This is a genomic window from Methylobacterium sp. Leaf469 (assembly GCF_001424745.1).
Lineage (GTDB): Bacteria > Pseudomonadota > Alphaproteobacteria > Rhizobiales > Beijerinckiaceae > Methylobacterium.
This window is the reverse complement of record NZ_LMRE01000034.1, coordinates 466,249-485,129: the sequence shown is the minus strand read 5'-3', so window position 1 is coordinate 485,129 and position 18,881 is coordinate 466,249. Positions and strand designations below refer to the sequence as shown.

The 18,881-nt window shown below is 69.7% G+C and carries 14 protein-coding genes; 7 read left to right on the top strand and 7 right to left on the bottom strand.

Annotation, left to right across the window (positions count from 1 at the left end):
- Nucleotides 1-49: 49 nt before the first annotated feature.
- Both ASG60_RS16325 and ASG60_RS16320 read left to right on the top strand, forming a co-directional pair.
- Nucleotides 50-1,228 carry an aminotransferase class V-fold PLP-dependent enzyme gene (locus ASG60_RS16325; RefSeq protein ID WP_056386604.1) on the top strand — a complete coding sequence of 393 codons (1,179 nt, stop codon included), beginning with the start codon at nucleotides 50-52 and terminating at the stop codon, nucleotides 1,226-1,228.
- Nucleotides 1,229-1,303: 75 nt separating this feature from the next.
- Nucleotides 1,304-1,732, top strand: coding sequence for a hypothetical protein (locus tag ASG60_RS16320; RefSeq protein ID WP_056386602.1), 429 nt, complete (start codon nucleotides 1,304-1,306; stop codon nucleotides 1,730-1,732).
- A 7-nt stretch (nucleotides 1,733-1,739) separates the two neighbouring features.
- On the opposite strand, the gene mdoH is transcribed toward ASG60_RS16320, so the two are convergent.
- Nucleotides 1,740-3,644, bottom strand: a complete 1,905-nt coding sequence (gene mdoH, locus ASG60_RS16315; protein ID WP_082531784.1) for a glucans biosynthesis glucosyltransferase MdoH — start codon at nucleotides 3,642-3,644, stop codon at nucleotides 1,740-1,742.
- A 227-nt stretch (nucleotides 3,645-3,871) separates the two neighbouring features.
- Between mdoH and ASG60_RS16310 the strand changes: the two genes are divergently transcribed.
- Nucleotides 3,872-5,347, top strand: coding sequence for a glucan biosynthesis protein (locus ASG60_RS16310; RefSeq protein ID WP_056386743.1), 1,476 nt, complete (start codon nucleotides 3,872-3,874; stop codon nucleotides 5,345-5,347).
- A 15-nt stretch (nucleotides 5,348-5,362) separates the two neighbouring features.
- Here the strand turns inward: ASG60_RS16310 and ASG60_RS16305 are convergent, their stop codons facing one another.
- Complete coding sequence (locus ASG60_RS16305) at nucleotides 5,363-6,475, bottom strand: hypothetical protein (protein ID WP_056386600.1); 1,113 nt, start codon at nucleotides 6,473-6,475, stop codon at nucleotides 5,363-5,365.
- A 166-nt stretch (nucleotides 6,476-6,641) separates the two neighbouring features.
- Between ASG60_RS16305 and ASG60_RS16300 the strand changes: the two genes are divergently transcribed.
- On the top strand, nucleotides 6,642-8,960 hold the full coding sequence (locus ASG60_RS16300; RefSeq protein WP_056386598.1) for a Tex family protein: 2,319 nt from the start codon (nucleotides 6,642-6,644) through the stop codon (nucleotides 8,958-8,960).
- A gap of 4 nt (nucleotides 8,961-8,964) precedes the next feature.
- Here the strand turns inward: ASG60_RS16300 and ASG60_RS16295 are convergent, their stop codons facing one another.
- From ASG60_RS16295 to ASG60_RS16285, 3 genes are all read right to left on the bottom strand, one after another.
- A complete protein-coding gene (locus tag ASG60_RS16295; protein WP_056172654.1) occupies nucleotides 8,965-9,471 on the bottom strand; it encodes a phosphate-starvation-inducible PsiE family protein in 507 nt (168 codons plus the stop codon).
- 78 nt (nucleotides 9,472-9,549) lie between these two features.
- Nucleotides 9,550-10,110, bottom strand: a complete 561-nt coding sequence (locus ASG60_RS16290) for a DUF4337 domain-containing protein (protein ID WP_056172651.1) — start codon at nucleotides 10,108-10,110, stop codon at nucleotides 9,550-9,552.
- A 127-nt stretch (nucleotides 10,111-10,237) separates the two neighbouring features.
- Nucleotides 10,238-11,125, bottom strand: a complete 888-nt coding sequence (locus ASG60_RS16285; protein ID WP_056266798.1) for a peptidylprolyl isomerase — start codon at nucleotides 11,123-11,125, stop codon at nucleotides 10,238-10,240.
- A gap of 252 nt (nucleotides 11,126-11,377) precedes the next feature.
- Here ASG60_RS16285 and ASG60_RS16280 point away from each other — a divergent pair, with 252 nt between their 5' ends.
- From ASG60_RS16280 to ASG60_RS16270, 3 genes are all read left to right on the top strand, one after another.
- Nucleotides 11,378-11,698 (top strand): hypothetical protein, encoded by a 321-nt coding sequence (locus tag ASG60_RS16280; RefSeq protein WP_056386596.1) that lies wholly within the window; start codon nucleotides 11,378-11,380, stop codon nucleotides 11,696-11,698.
- A 246-nt stretch (nucleotides 11,699-11,944) separates the two neighbouring features.
- The gene (secA, locus tag ASG60_RS16275; protein ID WP_056266793.1) at nucleotides 11,945-14,833 is read left to right on the top strand and encodes a preprotein translocase subunit SecA; all 2,889 of its coding nucleotides are present in this window, start codon (nucleotides 11,945-11,947) and stop codon (nucleotides 14,831-14,833) included.
- 10 nt (nucleotides 14,834-14,843) lie between these two features.
- Nucleotides 14,844-15,245, top strand: a complete 402-nt coding sequence (locus ASG60_RS16270) for a GNAT family N-acetyltransferase (protein WP_244476693.1) — start codon at nucleotides 14,844-14,846, stop codon at nucleotides 15,243-15,245.
- A 91-nt stretch (nucleotides 15,246-15,336) separates the two neighbouring features.
- Here the strand turns inward: ASG60_RS16270 and ASG60_RS16265 are convergent, their stop codons facing one another.
- Both ASG60_RS16265 and ispG read right to left on the bottom strand, forming a co-directional pair.
- Nucleotides 15,337-17,283: a potassium transporter Kup gene (locus ASG60_RS16265; protein ID WP_056266788.1), complete on the bottom strand. Its 1,947-nt coding sequence runs from the start codon at nucleotides 17,281-17,283 to the stop codon at nucleotides 15,337-15,339.
- A gap of 205 nt (nucleotides 17,284-17,488) precedes the next feature.
- Nucleotides 17,489-18,796: a flavodoxin-dependent (E)-4-hydroxy-3-methylbut-2-enyl-diphosphate synthase gene (ispG, locus tag ASG60_RS16260; protein WP_056386592.1), complete on the bottom strand. Its 1,308-nt coding sequence runs from the start codon at nucleotides 18,794-18,796 to the stop codon at nucleotides 17,489-17,491.
- Nucleotides 18,797-18,881: the final 85 nt, after the last annotated feature.

The window sequence follows — 18,881 nt, the reverse complement described above, 5'->3', positions numbered from 1 at the left end:
CTGGAGACCTCCACCTTCCCCCAGACCCGCGAACGACAGGACCGGAGCCATGCCGGACGAAACCACGCCCCACCCCTTCCAGGCCCGCAGCCTCGCGGCCCAGGCCATGGGGCGAATCGAACCGGTGACCCGGGCCGTGGTGGCGCCGCTCCACGTCTCGACCACCTTCCTGCGCGATCCGGACAACGGCTATGCGTCGGGCTTCTCCTACGCCCGGCCCGACAACGCCACCGTGCGCGAGGCCGAAGCCGTCATCGCGATGCTGGAGGAGGCGCGAGCCGGGGCCATGCTGTTCGCCTCCGGCATGGCGGCGGCCACGGCCGTGTTCACCGCCCTGGAGCCCGGCGACCACGTCGTCGCCCCCCTGGTGATGTACTGGGCCCTCAAGCGCTGGCTGCGCGAGGAGATGCCGCGCCGGCACATCGCCATCGACTTCGTCCCCATGGATGATCTCGATGCCCTGCGGGCCGCCCTGCGGCCGGGCACGACGAAGCTCGTCTGGATCGAGACGCCGGGCAATCCGCTCTGGACGGTGACCGACATCGCCGCCGCCGCCCGCCTCGCCCATGCCGCGGGGGCACGGCTCGCCGTGGATTCCACCGCCGCCTCGCCAATCCACACGCGGCCCCTCACGCTCGGGGCCGACATCGTGATGCATTCGGCCACGAAGATCCTCAACGGGCATTCGGACGTGGTCGCGGGCGTGCTCGCCGGCGCCGAGGCGGACGCGTTCTGGTCGCGGCTCGGGACGATCCGCGCCGGGGGCGGTGCCATCCTCGGACCGTTCGAGGCCTACCTGCTCATGCGGTCCCTACGCACCCTGCACCTCCGGGCCGCCGCCCAATCGGCCTCGGCCGCGGAACTCGCCCGCCGCCTCGAGAGCCATCCGGCGGTGAGCGCCGTGCTGTATCCGGGCCTGCCCGACGATCCCGGACATGCGGTCGCCGCGCGCCAGATGGACGGCGGCTTCGGCTTCATGCTGTCGATCCGGATCGCGGCCAGCGAACAGGCCGCCATCGCCGCCGCCGCCCGGGTCCGCCTGTGGAAGCGCGCGACCTCCCTCGGGGGCGTCGAGAGCCTCATCGAGCACCGGGCCTCCGTCGAGGGGCCGGGCTCGCCCTGCCCGCCCGATCTCCTGCGCCTATCCGTTGGTATCGAGGCCGTCGACGACCTTTTCGGGGATCTCGACGCGGCCCTGCGGGGGGACGACACCCCGGACAGGCAGTGATTTTCCTCGCGGACGTACGGGGCCAATGCCGAAGCTTCGCGTTGTCGGCTGAGAGTTCCCCCGGAGAGACCCGCGATGACGAACGCCCGATCCCTGCTTGCCGGCCTCACTGCCGGCCTCGCGGCCCTGCTGCTCGCGGGGGCGCCCGTTTCGGCGGCGGACGGTCCGCCGAACCTCGACATCGAGAAGACCTGCCGCTCCGCCGCCTCGGCCAACGTCAACGACAACGCCAGCAAGGACGGTTGCCTGCGCTCGGAGCGTTCGGCCCGTGACGAGGTCAAGCGCCGCTGGGGCGAGTTCACGCCGGCGGCCAAGCGCCAGTGCGAGAAGCAGTTCGATGCCGGAGGGTTTCCGTCCTACGTGGAAATGGTCACCTGTCTCGAACTCGCCAGCGGAACGGGGCTGAAGTCCGACGGCAAGCAGGGCGGCGACAGCGTCACGAAGGAGCCGGCCCCGAGCCAGCGCACCGACCCCATCGAAGTCCTCGGCAAGCCGGCGCGTTGACGCCCGCTCAGGACACCGGGGCTTCGCTGGCCCGGAGGTCCGCGACCTCGGCGAGGTTCGGCCGTTCCGCCCGGACCTCGGTGCCGCCGCGCGATTGGGCCAGGGCGGCGAGATCGGCCGCGCGCCGCGTGTCGTCGACGGTGAGGAATAGGTCCAGGTCCTGCGCCCGCCGGCCGAGATCGGCCCGGCTGGTCAGCACGCTCTGGGCCGGGCTCGACAGGAGGCCGAGGGCCACGGGCGCCATCCACAGGGCGAGCCACGGGTCGGCGGCATAGGCGAGCACGCCGGCGAGGAGGCCACCGGCCACCAGGGTGTCGACCTGCAGCCGGCAGGCCTCCGCCCACGGCACCCGGCGATCGTCACGGACCTGCACGTCCCAGCGCACCACGCGCCCGACGAAGGTGGTGGCGACGGCGCCCGCCGCGAACAGGGTCATCACCGGCCAGAGCAGCACCCAGATCACCTGTTCCAGCGCCGCGCTCTTCAGGAGCGACGCGGTGCCGCCGAAGGCCGCCCGGCGCTCCGCCGAGACGAGGACGTGGCCGAGGCTCAGGGCTTTCGGCAGGGCGAGAACGAGGACGACGAGGGCCGCGAGCCCATGGGCGGCCGCCCCCGTGCCGGTGAGACCGTAGCCGAGGAGACCGAGATCGCCGGTGGTCGCGGCCTGGACGGTGCCGAGCGCCAGGAACGCCACCCAGAGCGGGCAGGCCATGTAGGAGAGGATGCCGACGGCGAGGTGCCAGCGGCTGGCGGGGCGCAGGCCCGGCATGGGCACGACGCGCAGGTGCTGCATGTTGCCCTGGCACCAGCGGCGCTCGCGGCCGAGCAGATCGACGAGGTTCGTCGGCATCTCCTCCCAGGTGCCGCCCATCTCGGGCAGCAAGCGCACCTCCCAGCCGGCCCGACGCAGGAGCGCGCCCTCGACGATGTCGTGGCACAGGATCTCGCCGCCCAGCGGCGCCTTGCCGGGCAGGACGGGGAGTTCGGCGTTGTTGGCGAAGGCCTCGACCCTCAGAATCGCGTTGTGCCCCCAGTAGCTGCCATCGGGCCCCTGCCACGTTTCCAGGCAGCGGATCGACAGGGGCGCGTAGAGGCGCACGGCGAATTGCTGGACGCGGGCGAACAGGGTGTCGCGGCCGGTGGCGTAGCTCACGGTCTGGATCAGGCCGACGCGGGGGCTCTCCTCCATCAGACGGGCGAGGCGGCGCATGGCCGCGCCGGTCATCAGGCTGTCGGCGTCGAGCACGATCATGAAGTCGTACTCGGCCCCGTAGGTCCGGCAGAACTCGGCGATGTTGCCGGCTTTCCGCCCGACATTGTCGTGGCGGCGGCGGTAGCGCAGATGCGGCAGGCCGGGACCGTTCTGGACCGCCCAGGCGGTGATGCGGGAAAATTCGTGCTCCTCCACCGCCGCGATGGCGCCGTCGCGGGTGTCGGACAGGACGAACAGGTCGATGTCGGACCCGTCGCCGCCCTCGCGCTGGAGCGAGCGGGCCATGACCCGGAGGGCCGCGAACACCGCGACGGCGTCCTCCGCGTGGATGGCCACCACGGCGGCCGTCCGGCTCCGGCCCGAAGCGATCGCCGGCACGGTCAGGGAGCGGATCTCGAGGTCCGACTTCGCCCGGTCGCCGAGGGCGTCCGCGACGAGGCCGTAGACGTATTGCCAGGCCACGAACGACTGCCAGGCCATCACCAGGCAGAACAGGACGAGGACGGAGCCGGCGAGCCAGCCGGTGGGCGGGCCGTAGGCGATCCCCGCCAGCGTCGCGATGAGGGCGGCCGTCGCCAGGGTAGGCCCGGCCAGCATCAGCCGGCGTGCGAGGAGGGAGTGCTCCGAAGCCGGTCCGCCGGGGATTTCACCGCCTGGGATTTCGGCAACCTGAGCGTCGTGCGACAACCGCTGGGACATGGGGCGCGGGACTCTCGTACGAGGGGAGCCAAGCGATGCCCGATCACGGGGACAGGCACACGATGGGCGATGGCAACGGTGGGGACGGGAACGGGCCGACCGGCCCCGTCTCGCGGCGGCAAGCCCTGCAGACGCTCGGCGCGGCCACGGGCATGCTCCTGCCTAGTATCACCGATCTGAATGGTGCCCGAACGATGGCTGCTCCGCTTTCCGACCGGACCACGGCCATGACCTTCGCGGAGCTTTCCGAGCGGGCGATGGCGCTCGCCGCCAGCCCGTACCGGCCGCACGCCGACGACCTGCCACCCACCCTCAAGACCCTGACCTACGATGGCTACCGGGGGATCACGTTCCGCCCCGCGGCGAGCCCGCGCCTGGGCACCCACTTCTCGGCGCAGCTGTTCCACCGCGGCTTCCTGCAGGCCAAGCGCGTGGACCTCTACCTCCAGCCGGCGGAGGGGCCGCCGAAGCCCATCGCGTACGGCCCGGAGCTGTTCGACCTCGGCCCCGCGTTGCAGGGCCAGACCTTCCCGGCCGACCTCGGCTTCGCGGGTTTTCGCCTCCACTACGCCTTCGACGAGGCCCGACCGGCGATCCAGGAGGAATTCCTCGTCTTCCTGGGAGCTTCGTATTTCCGCTTGCGCGGCAAGGGCCAGGAATACGGCCTGTCGGCGCGGGGGGCGGCCATCCGCACGGGCGGCCCGGGCGCCGAGGAATTTCCGGACTTCACCGCGTTCTGGATCTGCGAACCGAAGGACGACGCCCGTACCCTCGAAGTACTGGCGCTCCTCGAATCCCCGAGTCTGACGGGCGCCTACCGCTTCGTCGTCGCACCGGGCGATCCCTCGACCCTGCGGGTCGAAGCCTCGCTCCACCCGCGAACCGCCATCGACCGCCTCGGGCTGGCGCCGCTCACCAGCATGTTCCTCCACGGGCAGAACGGGCCGGGTGCGCCGGGCGCCGAGCCCTTCGACGATTTCCGCCCCCAGGTCCACGATTCCGACGGCCTCGCCGTCGTCACCCGGGGCGACCGGCTGTGGCGGCCCCTGGTGAACGGGCGGCGCGATCCGCAGGTCTCCGCCTTCGCCGTCGATCCCCTCGACGGGTTCGGTCTGCTTCAGCGCGAGCGGAATTTTGCCGCCTATCTCGACGTCCAGGCCCGTCATGAATACCGGCCGGGCCTGTGGGTGACCCCGGAGGCGGGGTTCGGCGCCGGTGCGGTGCAGCTCTTCGAGATCCCATCGCGCGAGGAGTACATGGACAACATCGTGGCGGCGTTCGTGCCGGCCGCCCCCGTCGCGGCGGGACGCCCCCTTGCCCTGCGCTATACCCTGGCGACGGTGGGCGCGGAGCCGGCGCGCGTCGTGCCGGGAACCCTCGCCCGCGTGGTGTCGACCCGCGTCGGCTCGGCCGAACGCCTGCGTCCGACCACGCCGCCGAGCCCGGGCCGGCGCCTCTACGTGGTGGATTTCGAAGGGCCGGGCCTGCCCCGCGATCCGGCGGCCGCCCTCGCCGCCGACGTCTCGGCCAGTGCCGGCACCCTGGTGGACCCGGTGGTCGAGTTCGTGCCCCAGACCGGGGGCTGGCGGCTCTATGTCGAGTGGCGCCCGCCCGCCAGCCGCCCGCCCGGCGACGTGGTGCTCCGCGCGCGCCTGCTCGTGTCGGGCAGGGCCGTCACGGAAATCTGGGACGCGGCGGCCTGAACGCCCAGGTTCGAGTCACGGGGCCGAGGCGCGCTTGCGTAGGATCATGTCGCCCCGGAACACGAACTTCTGGGCGCGCTTGCCGGTGTCCACCTCCGTGGTGAACACGTTGCCCTTGGAATCGATGGCGAGGTTGTGGACCCAGTGGAAGTCGCCGGCCATGCGGCCGTTGCGGCCGAAGGCGCCCACGACCTCGCCGGTGTCGCGTTTCAGGGTCCGGACCTCGTTGTTGGCTCCGTCGGCGTTGAGGAGATAGGTCTGCTCGGCATCGGGCCACAGGGCGAGTTCCCAGACCGAGCCGTTGGCCAGGGTGTTCTTCTCGACGAAGAACTCCTTCACGAAGCGGCCGTCCTTGTGGAACACTTGGACCCGGTCGTTGGCGCGGTCGCAGATGTAGACGAGGCCGTCGCGGGCGATCTGGACGCAGTGGACGGGGTTGCGGAATTGCTGGGCCGGCGCGGCGGCCGGATCGTAGGGCGGCAGGGCCTCGTCGGTGGGCGGCTTGCCGTAGGCGCCCCACATCCGCTTGAACGCGCCGGTCTCCGCGTCGAACACGATGACCCGGTGGTTGAAGTAGCCGTCGGCCACGTAGAGTTCGTTGGTCTCGGGGTCCACCTGCATGGCGGCCGGGCGACCGAGCCGGGTGGTGTCGAGGCTGTTGGTCTGCGGACCCTGTTTGCCGATCTGCAGGACGAACTTGCCCTCCGGCGTGAACTTCAGGATCAGCCCATCCTGATCGCCGTTGCCCGCGAGCCACACGAAGCCCTTGTGGTCGATGTGGATGCCGTGCTCGTTCTGCGGCCAGTCGTAGCCCTGCCCCGGGCCGCCCCAGGACCGGATCAGGGTACCGGCCTGATCGAACACCAATACCGGCGGGGCCGGCACGCAGCACTTCGTGCGCGGCGGGTCGAGGCTCGCCGCCTTCTCGTCGTCCGTGAGGGAGCGGGGCCGCTGCACCACCCAGATCCGGTCCTCGGCATCCACGGCGACGCCGGAGGCTTGGCCCATGATCCAGTTGTTCGGCAGGGCCTTCGGCCAGGCCGGATCGACCTGGAAGGTCGGCGGCTCCGCCGACGCCGGTCCGAGGAGCATGAGCCACAGCACGGCCGGCCCAAATCCGAGCTTCATCACCACCTCCCCGAGACGTCTGTTCTTGGGCGCAAGACGTCTGTTGACGTCTGTTCTTGGACGAAAGTGTCTGCCCGGATCGCGGCGTTGTCCAGCGACGGCGATGCCCGTTTGACCGTCCGGCGCGCGGACCTGTAGACACCCCGGCCCCACCGGGAGACGCTGCATGGCCGCCATCAACGCAATCCTCGCCGCCGAACTCGGCGTGGCCGAGTGGCAGGTGAAGGCCGCCGTCGATCTCCTCGACGGGGGCGCCACGGTCCCGTTCGTCGCGCGCTACCGCAAGGAAGTCACCGGCACCCTCGACGACACGCAGTTGCGCACCCTGGAGGAGCGCCTCGCCTACCTGCGCGACCTCGAAGCGCGGCGCGCGGCGGTGCTGGAGAGCATCGAGGCCCAGGGCAAGCTCGACGCCCCCTTACGCGCCCGCATCCTCGCCGCCGACACCAAGGCGCGGCTGGAGGACCTCTATCTGCCGTTCCGGGTGAAGCGCCGCACCAAGGCGCAGATCGCCCGCGAGGCCGGCCTCGGGCCCCTGGCCGATGCTCTTCTGGCCGGGCCCGACCAGGCACCGGAGGCGGCGGCCAAGGGCTATGTCGATGCGGGCAAGGGCGTCGCCGACACCGACGCCGCCCTGGAGGGCGCGCGGTCGATCCTCATGGAGCGCTTCAGCGAGGACGCGGAACTGGTGGGGTCCTTGCGGGAAACAGGCTGGCAGCGTGGCCGGATGGTCGCGACGGTGAAGAAGGGCAAGGCGGCGGCGGGCGAGAAGTTCGCCGACTATTTCGCGTTCTCCGAGCCCCTCACCCGCCTGCCCTCGCACCGCATCCTCGCGCTCTTCCGGGGCGAGAAGGAAGATGTGCTCGACCTCGACCTGACCGACGCCGTCGGCGACGAACCGGCCAAGGGACAGCCCTCCGCCCAGGAACTGCGCATCGCCAAGACGTTTGGCGTACGCGACGCCGGCCGACCGGGCGACGCGTTCCTCATGGACACCGTGCGCCGGACGTGGCGGACGAAGCTCAAGCCCAGCATCGACACGGACCTGCGCGCGCGCTTGTGGGCCGTGGCTGAGACCGGCGCCGTCGGTGTGTTCGCCGGAAACCTGCGCGACCTACTGCTGGCGGCGCCCGCGGGCGCCCGCCCGACCCTCGGCCTCGATCCGGGCTTCCGCACCGGCGTGAAGGTCGCGGTGGTCGATGCCACCGGCAAGGTGGTGGCCACCGATACGATCTACCCGCATGAGCCGCGCCGCGACTGGAACGGCGCCCTCGTGACGCTCGCCAAGCTCTGCCGCGCGCACGGCGTCGAACTCGTCGCCATCGGCAACGGAACGGCGTCGCGCGAGACCGACAAGCTCGCGGCGGACCTCATCGCCAAGCAGCCCGAACTGAAACTCACCAAGGTGATGGTCTCGGAGGCCGGCGCCTCGGTCTACTCGGCCTCGGCCTATGCCAGCGCCGAGCTGCCCGACCTCGACGTCACGATCCGCGGCGCCGTCTCCATCGCCCGGCGCCTGCAGGACCCGCTCGCCGAACTCGTGAAGATCGAGCCGAAAGCCATCGGCGTCGGGCAGTACCAGCACGATCTGGCGGAGGGGAAGCTGTCCCGCTCCCTCGATGCCGTGGTGGAGGATTGCGTGAACGGCGTGGGTGTGGACGTGAACACCGCTTCCGCGCCCCTGCTCGCCCGGGTGTCCGGTCTCACCGAGCGGGTCGCCTCCAACATCGTCGTCCACCGCGATGCCAACGGGCCGTTCCGCAGCCGCGCCAGCCTCAAGAAGGTTGCGGGCCTCGGGCCGAAGGCCTACGAACTCGCCGCCGGCTTCCTGCGCATCCGCGACGGCACCGATCCCCTCGACGCCTCGGGCGTCCACCCGGAGGCCTACCCGGTGGTGCGCCGGATTCTCGCCGCCGCCGGTCAGCCGATCCAGGCGGTCATCGGCAATGCGGGTACGCTTCGCGGGCTCGACCCGAAAAAGTTCACCGACGCGACCTTCGGCCTGCCCACGGTCACCGACATTCTCTCCGAGCTGGAAAAGCCCGGCCGCGATCCGCGCCCGGCCTTCAGGACAGCGACCTTCCAGGACGGTATCGAGAAGATCTCCGACCTTAAGCCCGGCATGCGCCTGGAGGGGGTCGTTACCAACGTCGCCGCCTTCGGCGCGTTCGTGGATGTCGGCGTGCACCAAGACGGCCTGGTGCACATCTCGATGCTGGCCGACCGGTTCGTGAAGGACCCGCGCGACGTGGTCAAACCCGGCGACGTGGTGCAGGTGCGCGTCGTCGAGGTCGATCCGAACCGCAAGCGCATCGCCCTCTCCATGCGGTCGGACGATGCGGACACGTCCCGCCCCGGCCGGCGCGAGGAGCGCCCGGCCCCCGCACGGATGCAGGCCGCCCCGCCGCCGAAGGCCGGAGCGGAGACCGGCGGCGCCATGGCGGAAGCCCTGCGCCGGGCGGCCGAATCCAAGCAGCGGCGCTGAGCGCCTACTCCTGTCCCGCCACCTGCTGATCGTCGCGGGCACGGTGCAGGAGGAAGATCGACAGGACCATGACGAGGATGAGCCCGGCGAGCACGCCGAGCTCGATCATCGAGATGCGAAACAGCGCCTCGCGCTCCGGCGTGAGCGGGCCATGCGTGACCTCGGACGATTGCAGGGTGATCACCAAGACCCGCCGGATCGAGGCGATGAGGCCGACGATGAGGAACGGCTCGCAGGTGAGCTTGCCCGAGCGCATGGAGACCCGCACCGTGTGCAGGATCTCCACCAGCATCAGCAGGAACAGGAGCCGGTCGACGATCTCCAGGAGCTTGCCCGATCCGCCGAGTTCGCGGATCGCCCCCACGAGGAGGCCGGTGGCATCGACGAGCGCCAGGATCGCGGTGGCCGCCAGCAGCACCCCGAGCACGGCGTAGACCGCGTGCTCCGTGTGCATGAACAGAAAGCCCGAGGCCCGCGTGAGCCGGCTTTCCCCGTCCGCATCGTTCGCCATGGCGTATCCACCCCGGCGCCGGCTTCAATCACCGGTCGCAGGAAGAATTTGACAGGCAAACCGACCGCTTGTCGAGTATCAGTGGAAGAACGGCAGCACGTGGGGCGCGTAGAGACCGAAGCCGAGCATCGCCAATCCGGCGAGGCCGATGAGGGCGCCGCCGAAGACCAGGGCCGCGATGCCGGTGATCACCTCGGCCGACGCGAGCACGATGCCGATCTGGAAGGCGGCGGAGCCGAACTCGTAATGGTGATAACGGTGGAGCGCCTTGTCGCGCACCTCCTGGGCGTGCCGGGCCTTCTCGCTGAGTTCCTTGCGGCCCTCGCCAGTGGCGGGCTCGCTGTCCCAGCGGGCCATGGTCTTGGCCCACTCGGCGCGCTTGGCCTTGATCGCCTCCGAATTCGCGGCGTCCGGCGGCAGCAGGGCCAGGGTCTCGTCGGCGGTCTTGAGGATGGTGCCCCGGATGGTGCGGGCCTGGAAGTAGGCCCATTGATTGGACGATTCGACGTTGGCGCTGAGCGCCTCCGTCTGCGCGCCCTTGGCCAGGGTCTCGGCCAGCGCAAGGAACAGCGCCAACACCGAGATCAGCAGCGCCACGCGCTTGTTGGAGCTTCCGCCGCCCCCGTGACCACCCGACATGCTGCCCCCTCGATTCGACGGGCGCAGTCACAGCCGATCCCGGAGCCAAGCGCAACCATAAACCGCGCAACCATCGATACGCGCGCCCCGCCGAATGCGGGGCACGCCGGTTTCCGGGTCACTGGACTCAGGGCTTCTTGGGCTCGCCCTTCCCCTCGGCTGGGGCGGCGCCCGTGCGCTCGACCTTCGCGGCCTCGCGCAACTTGAGGATGAGATCCTGCTGGGTCTTGCGGGTGATGTACTGCTCGACCTGCTCCTTCATCTCGGCGAAGGTCGGCACCGGCTTCACGCGCTTCTCCTCGACCTTGATGACGTGCCAGCCGAACTGGGTCTTGATCGGGTCCGAGACCTGCCCGGCGTTGAGCTTGAAGGCCGCCTCGGCGAAGGGCGCCACCATGCGCTCCTTCGTGAACCAGCCGAGATCGCCGCCCTCGGCCTTCGAGCCCGGGTCCTTCGAGGCCTCGGCCGCGACCTTCGCGAAGTCCTCGCCCCCCTTGATGCGCACGGCGATCTTCTTCGCGTCGTCCTCGTTGTCGACGAGGATGTGGCGCGCATGGACCTCCTCGTCCGGCTTCATCGCCTTCACGGTCTGCTCGTAGAGAGCCTTGGCCGCCTCCGGCGTCACCGCCTTCTTGGCCTCGCGCTCCAGGTACTCGTCGAGGAGGAGCTTATCGCGGAAATAGGCGAGCTTGCGCTGGAAGTCCGGGGACTCGGCCACCTTGGCCGCGTCGGCGGCCTGCGCGCCGACCTTCAGGTCGACCATGTAATCGACGAGCAGATTCTTCTTTTGCGCGTCGTCCACGCCCGGCAGGGACAGGGCCGGATCGTCCGACGCGATGGCCAGATCGCCCTGGGTGATCGGGGCGCCGTTCACCTTCGCCACAACCGTCTCGGGCGCCACGACGGGGGCCGCCGGCGCGGGGGCGGCGGGCTGCTGCGCCTGGGCGCCGGCCAGGGGCGTGGCCAGGAGCAGCGCGAGGGCGCTGGTGCGCAGGAGGGCGTGGGTGATGGGCATCGCGGCGTCCTTCGGGCAGGGCGCCTCGCTGCATCCCCGCCTCACCGTGCGGTCGGACTCGGTGCGAGGCGTGATCGGTGCGAGAGTTGGCGGCGGCCGGAAGGCCACCGGAATCACGCCCTCACAGGTGGCGTGCGCCGGCGTCGATGGCAAGCCGGGCGGGCGCGATCCATCGCATCCGCCGGGTTGCGGCGAGGCCGCCTTAACGGATCGGGGCGTAGGGTCCGTCCGACTTGTTCCGGGAGGTGTCGCGTGCGTGCAGATTCGGTCGCCCTCGCTGTGGTCCTGCTCGGCGCCGGTCTCTTCGGCGGTGCCTCGGATGCCGAGGCGCGCGGGCGCCGCAGTCCGGGTGTGGCGTTCGTCCCCGCCGCCACGGGCAGCATCGGTTCAACTCCGGCCGGACCGGTGCGGCAGGAGCCCGCCGCGAGCCTGGCGATGCCGCGCCCGATCCCGTCCGTCGTCACCCCCCTCGTGACCGCCCCCGCTCCCGTCAGGGACGTCCGTACGACGCAGGTCTGGTGCGGTAGCGGACGCATCGTCGGCTCCGGGGCCGGGTTCTGCGAGATCAACTGATTCGTCCCTGCCGCCCGCTTCTGGCAACCGGGCGTGAGAACCCCGGCCTGAGGCCGGGTTGACGACATCATGCGCTTAGGGCGGGCGCCCGGTATCGAAGCGAATGCGACGCCGTTCCGCCTTCGCGAACCTGAGGACATCGACGTTCGCGAGGGCGCGGCTCTTTCGGATGCGTCGGGCAATATTTACCTCTATAAGCCCGGCCAACATTCGCCTTCACGCTTTTCGATCGACCGTAGGTTCACGATGCTCGGTGCCCTCGCCAAGAAGATTTTCGGCTCGTCCAACGACCGGCGCGTGAAGGGCTACCGTCCCCGTGTGGCCGAGATCAACGCCCTGGAGCCGCAGCTGGCCAGCCTCACCGACGCGGATCTGCGCGCGCGGACCGACATGCTCAAGGGCGAGCTCGCCGCCGGCAAGTCCCTCGACGATATCCTGATTCCCGCCTTCGCCACCGTGCGCGAAGCCGCCAAGCGGGCCTTGGGGCAGCGCCACTTCGACGTGCAGCTCATCGGCGGCATGGTGCTGCACGAGAGCGGCATCGCCGAGATGCGCACGGGCGAGGGCAAGACCCTGGTGGCGACCCTGCCGGTCTATCTCAACGCCCTCTCGGGCCTCGGCGTCCACGTGGTGACCGTGAACGACTACCTCGCGTCGCGCGACGCCGAGTGGATGGGCCGCGTCTACCGCTTCCTCGGCCTCACCGTCGGCACCATCGTGCACGGGCTCGACGACGAGCAGCGCAAGGCGGCCTATGCCTGCGACATCACCTACGGCACCAACAACGAGTTCGGGTTCGACTACCTGCGCGACAACATGAAGTACGAGCTCTCCCAGCTCGCCCAGCGCGGCCACAATTTCGCGATCGTGGACGAGGTCGATTCGATCCTCATCGACGAGGCGCGTACCCCGCTCATCATCTCCGGCCCCGTGGACGACCGCTCGGAGCTCTACGTCTCCGTCGATGCGCTGATGCCCCATCTGGAGAAGGAGCATTACGACCTCGACGAAAAGCAGCGCACGGTCTCGCTCACCGAGAGCGGCAACGAGTTCATCGAGGACCTTTTACGCGGAGCGGATCTGCTGAAAGAGGGCGATCTCTACGACGCCCACAACGTCTCCCTCGTCCACCACGTGAACCAGGCGCTGCGCGCCCACACCCTGTTCACCCTGGACAAGGACTACATCGTCAAGAACGACGAGGTGGTGATCATCGACGAGTTCACCGGCCGCATGATGCAGGGCCGGCGCTACTCGGAAGGCCTGCACCAGGCCCTCGAGGCCAAGGAGCGGGTCACGATCCAGCCCGAGAACCAGACGCTCGCCTCGATCACCTTCCAGAACTACTTCCGCCTCTATTCCAACCTCGCCGGCATGACCGGCACGGCCTCGACGGAGGCCGACGAGTTCGCCGAGATCTACAAGCTCGAAGTCGTCGACATCCCGACCAACAAGGAGGTCGAGCGCGTCGACGAGGACGACGAGGTCTACCGGACCGTGGGCGAGAAGTACGACGGCATCATCGCCGAGATCGAGAAGGCGCATGCGCGCCACCAGCCGATCCTGGTCGGCACCGGCTCCATCGAGAAGTCGCAGCATCTGGCCGAGATGCTCACCAAGGCCGGCTTCACGCCGCTCGATTACTCGGACCTCAACGCCCTCACCGACGTCTACGCGGCCGCCCGGGAGGGCCGGGTGACGAAGCGCTTCGCCGTGCTCAACGCCCGCTTCCACGAGCAGGAGGCCTATATCGTGGCGGAGGCCGGCGTGCCCGGCGCCATCACCATCGCGACCAACATGGCCGGGCGCGGCACCGATATCAAACTCGGCGGCAACGTCGAGATGCGGGTCGAGAAGGAACTCGCGGGCATTCCCGAGGGTGCGGAGCGCGAGGCCAGGATCGCGGCGATCAAGGCCGAGATCGCGGAATACCGCGAGAAGGTGCTGGCGTCGGGCGAGCCGGCCGACCCGGAGGCCGGTCGTAAGAAGGCCCTGCCGGGCGGCCTCTACATCATCGGCACCGAGCGCCACGAATCGCGCCGCATCGACAACCAGCTGCGCGGCCGCTCCGGTCGTCAGGGCGATCCCGGCCGTTCGAAGTTCTACCTGTCGTTGCAGGACGATCTCATGCGGATCTTCGGGTCCGATCGCATGGACGGCATGCTGACGCGCCTCGGCCTGGAGCAGGGCGAGGCGATCATTCACCCATGGATCAACAAGGCCATCGAGAAGGCGCAGCAGAAGGTCGAGGCGCGCAACTTCGACATGCGCAAGAACGTGCTCAAGTACGACAACGTCATGAACGACCAGCGCAAGGTGGTGTTCGAGCAGCGTCGCGACTTCATGGGCCAGGAGAGCGTGCGCGACACCGTCGACGAGATGCGCCACGGCGTCGTCGACGACCTCGTCGCCGTCCACGTGCCCGAGAACGCCTACGCCGAGCAGTGGGATGTCGAGGGCCTGCGCGAGCGGGTCCAGACCGTTCTCAACCTCGACGTGCCGGTGGAGGATTGGGCCAAGGAAGAGGGCATCGCCGACGAGGAGATGCGCGACCGCCTGCGCCAGTCGGCCGACGACGCCTATGCGGCCCGGACCGAGAAGAACACGCCCGAGGTGATGACTTATGTCGAGAAGCAGGTGCTCCTGCAGACCCTCGACCATCTCTGGCGCGAGCACCTCGTCACCCTCGACCACCTGCGTCAGGTGGTGGGCTGGCGCGGTGTGGCCCAGCGCGATCCGCTGAACGAGTACAAGTCGGAGGCCTTCGACCTGTTCAACGGCCTCGTCGGCAGCTTGCGCGAGCAGGTCACCCAGCAGCTCGCTCGCATCGAGATCATGTACGAGGACCCGGCGTCCGAGGAGACGCCGTTCGCCTCCCCCGCCCTGCCCCAGATGTTCGCCCAGCACCTCGATCCCGTCACCGGCGAGAATGAGTTCGGCCGTTCAGGCACGGGAAGCGACGGCGGGGCCGGACCGGCCTACGGCTACGCCGCGCAGGCGATGCCCACGGACACGGCGGTGCTGGAGCGCGACCCCACGGACGCCACCACCTGGGGCCGGGTCGCGCGCAACGAGCCCTGCCCGTGTGGCTCGGGCAAGAAGTACAAGCACTGCCATGGCGCTTTCGCCGCCTGAGCCCCGGACGGTGGTCACCTACGGCATCGAGCCGGATCTCGACGTGGCGGAGTTCCGCCGCGTCCTCGTCGAATCGGGCCTGGCGCCACGCCGGCCCGCCGACGATCTTGCACGGTTGGAGACGATGCTGGCGGCGGCCGACCTCGTCGTCACTGCCCGCCGCGACGGCGCTCTCGTGGGCGTGGCCCGCACCCTCACCGACTTTTCGTTCTGCGCCTACCTGTCGGATCTCGCCGTGTGCCGCTCGGCGCAGGGCCTTGGCATCGGCCAGGGCCTGATCGCCGCGACGCGCGAAGCGATCGGCCCGCAGGCCTCGCTCCTGCTCACGGCCGCCCCCGACGCGATCACCTTCTACGAACGCATCGCCATGCCGCGGGTGCCCGACGCGTTCCGGTACGACCGGGAGGCGTGAGGGGCGAACACAGCCCATAACCTCGCAAATCCGGAGTCAGGTTCTGGATTTGCGAGGTTGTTTGCTCAAGGAGAGGGGTGGGTGATGCCCCTCACACCGTCACCTGGGTCCCGACCTCGACCACCCGCCCCGTGGGGATCTGGAAGAAGTCCGTGGCGTCGTTGGCGTTCTTGGCCAGCGTGATGAAGATCCGGTCCTGCCACAGGGGCATGCCCGAATGGGCCGCCGGGCGGATGGAGCGCCGCGACAGGAAGAACGACGTCGCCATGATGTCGAACTTGAAGCCCTGTTTCTTCAGGAGCGTCAGGGTCCGGGGGATGTTGGGCGATTCCATGTAGCCGAACTTCATCACCACCTTGGAGAAGTGCGGGCCGATGGGCTCGATGCGGACGCGGTCGACGGCGCGGGCCCGGGGCGTGTCCACGGTCTCCACCGTGAGCACCACGTTCTTCTCGTGCAGCACCTTGTTGTGCTTGAGATTGTGCAGCAGGGCTGCCGGCGCGATGTAGGGATCGCTGGTGAGGAACACCGCCGTGCCGCGCACGTGGTGCGGCGGGCTCTTCTCCAGCATACCGACGAGTTCGGTGAGCGGCACGTCGGTCTTGCGGGTCTTGTTGATGAGGATCGCGACGCCGCGCACCCAGGTCCACATCACGACGATGAGGGCGCCGGCGAACAGCAGGGGCACGTAGCCGCCCTCGAACACCTTGAGCATGTTCGACAGGAGAAACAGGAACTCCAGGGCGGCGAACGGCAGGATCGCGAGGCCCGCGGCCCAGGGGGACCACTTCCAGGTCTTCCACAGCACGAGGAAGGCGAGGCTCGCGGTGATGAGCATCGTGCCGGTCACCGCGATGCCGTAGGCCGAGGCGAGGGCGGCGGACGAGCGGAACAGGATCGCCAGGATGACGACGCCGACCATCAGGAGCGCGTTGATCTGCGGCAGGTAGATCTGCCCCGAATGCGATTCCGAGGTGTGGCGGATCTCGAGGCGCGGCAGCAGGCCGAGCTGGATCGCCTGGCGCGACAGGGAGAACGCACCGGTGATCACCGCCTGGCTCGCCGTCACCGTGGCGGCGGTGGCGAGCAGCACCATGGGCAGCAGGCCCCATTCGGGCACGAGCTGGAAGAACGGGTCGCTCGTGTCGGGCTTCGCCAGCACCAGGGCGGCCTGGCCGAAATAGTTGAGCACGAGGCAGGGCGCCACAAGGTAGAGCCACGCGATCTGGATCGGCCGGCGGCCGAAATGCCCGAGATCGGCGAACAGGGCCTCGGCCCCCGTCACCGCGAGGAACACCGCGCCGAGCGCCACCAGGGCACCGGTGCCGTGGCCGAGCAGGTAATGCAGGGCGTAGTAGGGGTTGATGGCCCAGAACACGTCCGGGGTGGCGTAGATGTGCGGCAGGGCGGCGAGCGCCATGGCGGCGAACCACACGGCCATGACCGGCCCGAAGAAGGTCGCCACTTTCCCCGTGCCCCGGTTCTGGATCAGGAACAGGGGTACGATGATCGCGATGGTGATGGGCAGGACGTAGGCCTCGAAGGCCGGGGTGACGAGTTTCAGCCCCTCCACCGCCGACAGCACCGAGATGGCGGGCGTGATGATGGCGTCGCCGTAGAACAGCGACGCCCCGAGCAGGCCGAACATGAACACGATGCGCGAGCCGCCGAGCGCCGAGCGGGCCAGCGCCATGAGCGAGAGGATGCCGCCCTCGCCGTTGTTGTCCATCCGCATGAGGATGACGACGTATTTGATTGTGACGATGAGGAGCAGCGCCCACAGGATGAGCGAGGCGACGCCCAGCACCTCCTCGCGCAGGAGGATGCCGTCGGCGCGGGCGGAGACCAGGGCCTCGCGGAAGGCGTAGAGCGGGCTCGTGCCGATGTCGCCGTAGACGACGCCGACGGAGCCCAGCACCAGGGTCCACAGGCTGGCCGGTGCGTGGGCCCGGCCCGTCTCCGCGTCGATGGCCGCCGCGGACGGGTCCCCCCCCTCGGGGGTGGGACCGGGCGCGCTCGGAATGGCGGATTGCGTCATGCGGCTCGATCGCGACGTGTTGCGAGCCCGGGCTTTTCGCGACGCACCATCGGGAGTGCGCGAAGAACGCGGGGCCGGTCCCGACGGGGTCGGGCAGCGGGGATTAGGCTGCGGTCACGCTATCATGCGGCGCAGCACGCGAGAACGGCAACCCGCTCGGGATCACCGTTCGGCCAACAGGCATGGCGCGCGCCGCGAGCGGCGGCTACTCCGCGGCGCTGCGGGTGCCGGCGCCGAAGCGGCGCTCGATGTAGTCGGTCACCACGGTCTCGAAGTCCTTGGCGAGGGTCGGCCCGCGCAAGGTCATGGCCTTCTTGCCGTCGATGAACACCGGGGCGGTGGGGGTCTCGCCGGTGCCCGGGAGCGAGATGCCGATATCGGCATGCTTCGATTCGCCGGGGCCGTTGACGATGCAGCCCATCACCGCGACGTTGAGACCCTCGACGCCGGGATACGCCTTCTTCCACGCGGGCATCGACGTGACGATCCAGTTCTGGATGTCGCGGGCGAGTTCCTGGAACGTGGTGGAGGTGGTGCGTCCGCAGCCGGGGCAGGCCGCCACCAGGGGGACGAACGTCCGGAAGCCCATGGTCTGCAGCAATTCCTGCGCGGCCTTGACCTCGACGGTGCGGTCGCCGCCCGGCTCGGGGGTCAGCGAGTAGCGGATGGTGTCGCCGATGCCTTCCTGCAGCAGCACGCCGATGGCGGCGGAGGCGGCGACGAGGCCCTTCGAGCCCATGCCGGCCTCGGTCAGGCCGAGGTGGATGGCGAAGTCCGAGCGGCGCGCCACCTCGCGGTAGACGGCGATGAGGTCCTGCACCGCCGAGACCTTGGCCGAGAGAATGATCCGGTCCTTCGGCAGGCCGAGTTCCACGGCGCGCTCGGCCGAGGAAAGCGCCGAGCGCACCATGGCCTCGCGCATCACCGCGCGGGCGTCGATGGGCCGGGGCAGCCGGGCGTTCTCGTCCATGAGGTGCGTGAGGAGCGCCTCGTCGAGGGAGCCCCAGTTGGCGCCGATGCGCACGGTCTTGCCGTAGCGGATCGCCTGCTCGACGATGCTCGAGAACTGGGTGTCCTTCTTCTCCTTGAAGCCGACATTGCCCGGGTTGATCCGGTACTTGGCGAGCGCCTCGGCGCAGGCCGGATGGTCGGCGAGGAGCTTGTGGCCGATGTAGTGGAAATCGCCGACCAGGGGTACGTGGATGCCGATGCGGTCGAGGCGCTCGCGGACCTTCGGGACGGCGGCGGCCGCCTCGTCGCGATCGACGGTGATGCGCACGAGCTCCGAGCCGGCCCGGGCCAGCTGGGCCACCTGCGCCACCGTGCCGTCGATATCGGCGGTGTCGGTGTTGGTCATCGACTGCACCACGATGGGGGCACCGCCGCCCACCATGACGGCTCCTTCCCCGGACCCGACCATGACGCCGACGGTGCGGTGACGGGGGCTGGGACCGGCGATCTCGGGGGCGTTGCCGCTGATCGGGTTGGCGGGGGTCGCGTCCATGGCTTCCATCGTTGATCCGTGCGCTCCGAGGAACCTCCGCCGGCCTTGCGGCTTTGGTCCGTCCGCGAGGGCGCCATTGAGCCCGGCTGGGCGA

Coding starts and splice junctions, on each gene's coding strand:
- ASG60_RS16325 (WP_056386604.1), top strand. CDS start 50: ATGCCGGACGAAACCACGCCCCACCCCTTCCAGGCCCGCAGCCTCGCG.
- ASG60_RS16320 (WP_056386602.1), top strand. CDS start 1,304: ATGACGAACGCCCGATCCCTGCTTGCCGGCCTCACTGCCGGCCTCGCG.
- mdoH (WP_082531784.1), bottom strand. CDS start 3,644: ATGTCCCAGCGGTTGTCGCACGACGCTCAGGTTGCCGAAATCCCAGGC.
- ASG60_RS16310 (WP_056386743.1), top strand. CDS start 3,872: ATGACCTTCGCGGAGCTTTCCGAGCGGGCGATGGCGCTCGCCGCCAGC.
- ASG60_RS16305 (WP_056386600.1), bottom strand. CDS start 6,475: ATGAAGCTCGGATTTGGGCCGGCCGTGCTGTGGCTCATGCTCCTCGGA.
- ASG60_RS16300 (WP_056386598.1), top strand. CDS start 6,642: ATGGCCGCCATCAACGCAATCCTCGCCGCCGAACTCGGCGTGGCCGAG.
- ASG60_RS16295 (WP_056172654.1), bottom strand. CDS start 9,471: ATGGCGAACGATGCGGACGGGGAAAGCCGGCTCACGCGGGCCTCGGGC.
- ASG60_RS16290 (WP_056172651.1), bottom strand. CDS start 10,110: ATGTCGGGTGGTCACGGGGGCGGCGGAAGCTCCAACAAGCGCGTGGCG.
- ASG60_RS16285 (WP_056266798.1), bottom strand. CDS start 11,125: ATGCCCATCACCCACGCCCTCCTGCGCACCAGCGCCCTCGCGCTGCTC.
- secA (WP_056266793.1), top strand. CDS start 11,945: ATGCTCGGTGCCCTCGCCAAGAAGATTTTCGGCTCGTCCAACGACCGG.
- ASG60_RS16265 (WP_056266788.1), bottom strand. CDS start 17,283: ATGACGCAATCCGCCATTCCGAGCGCGCCCGGTCCCACCCCCGAGGGG.
- ispG (WP_056386592.1), bottom strand. CDS start 18,796: ATGGAAGCCATGGACGCGACCCCCGCCAACCCGATCAGCGGCAACGCC.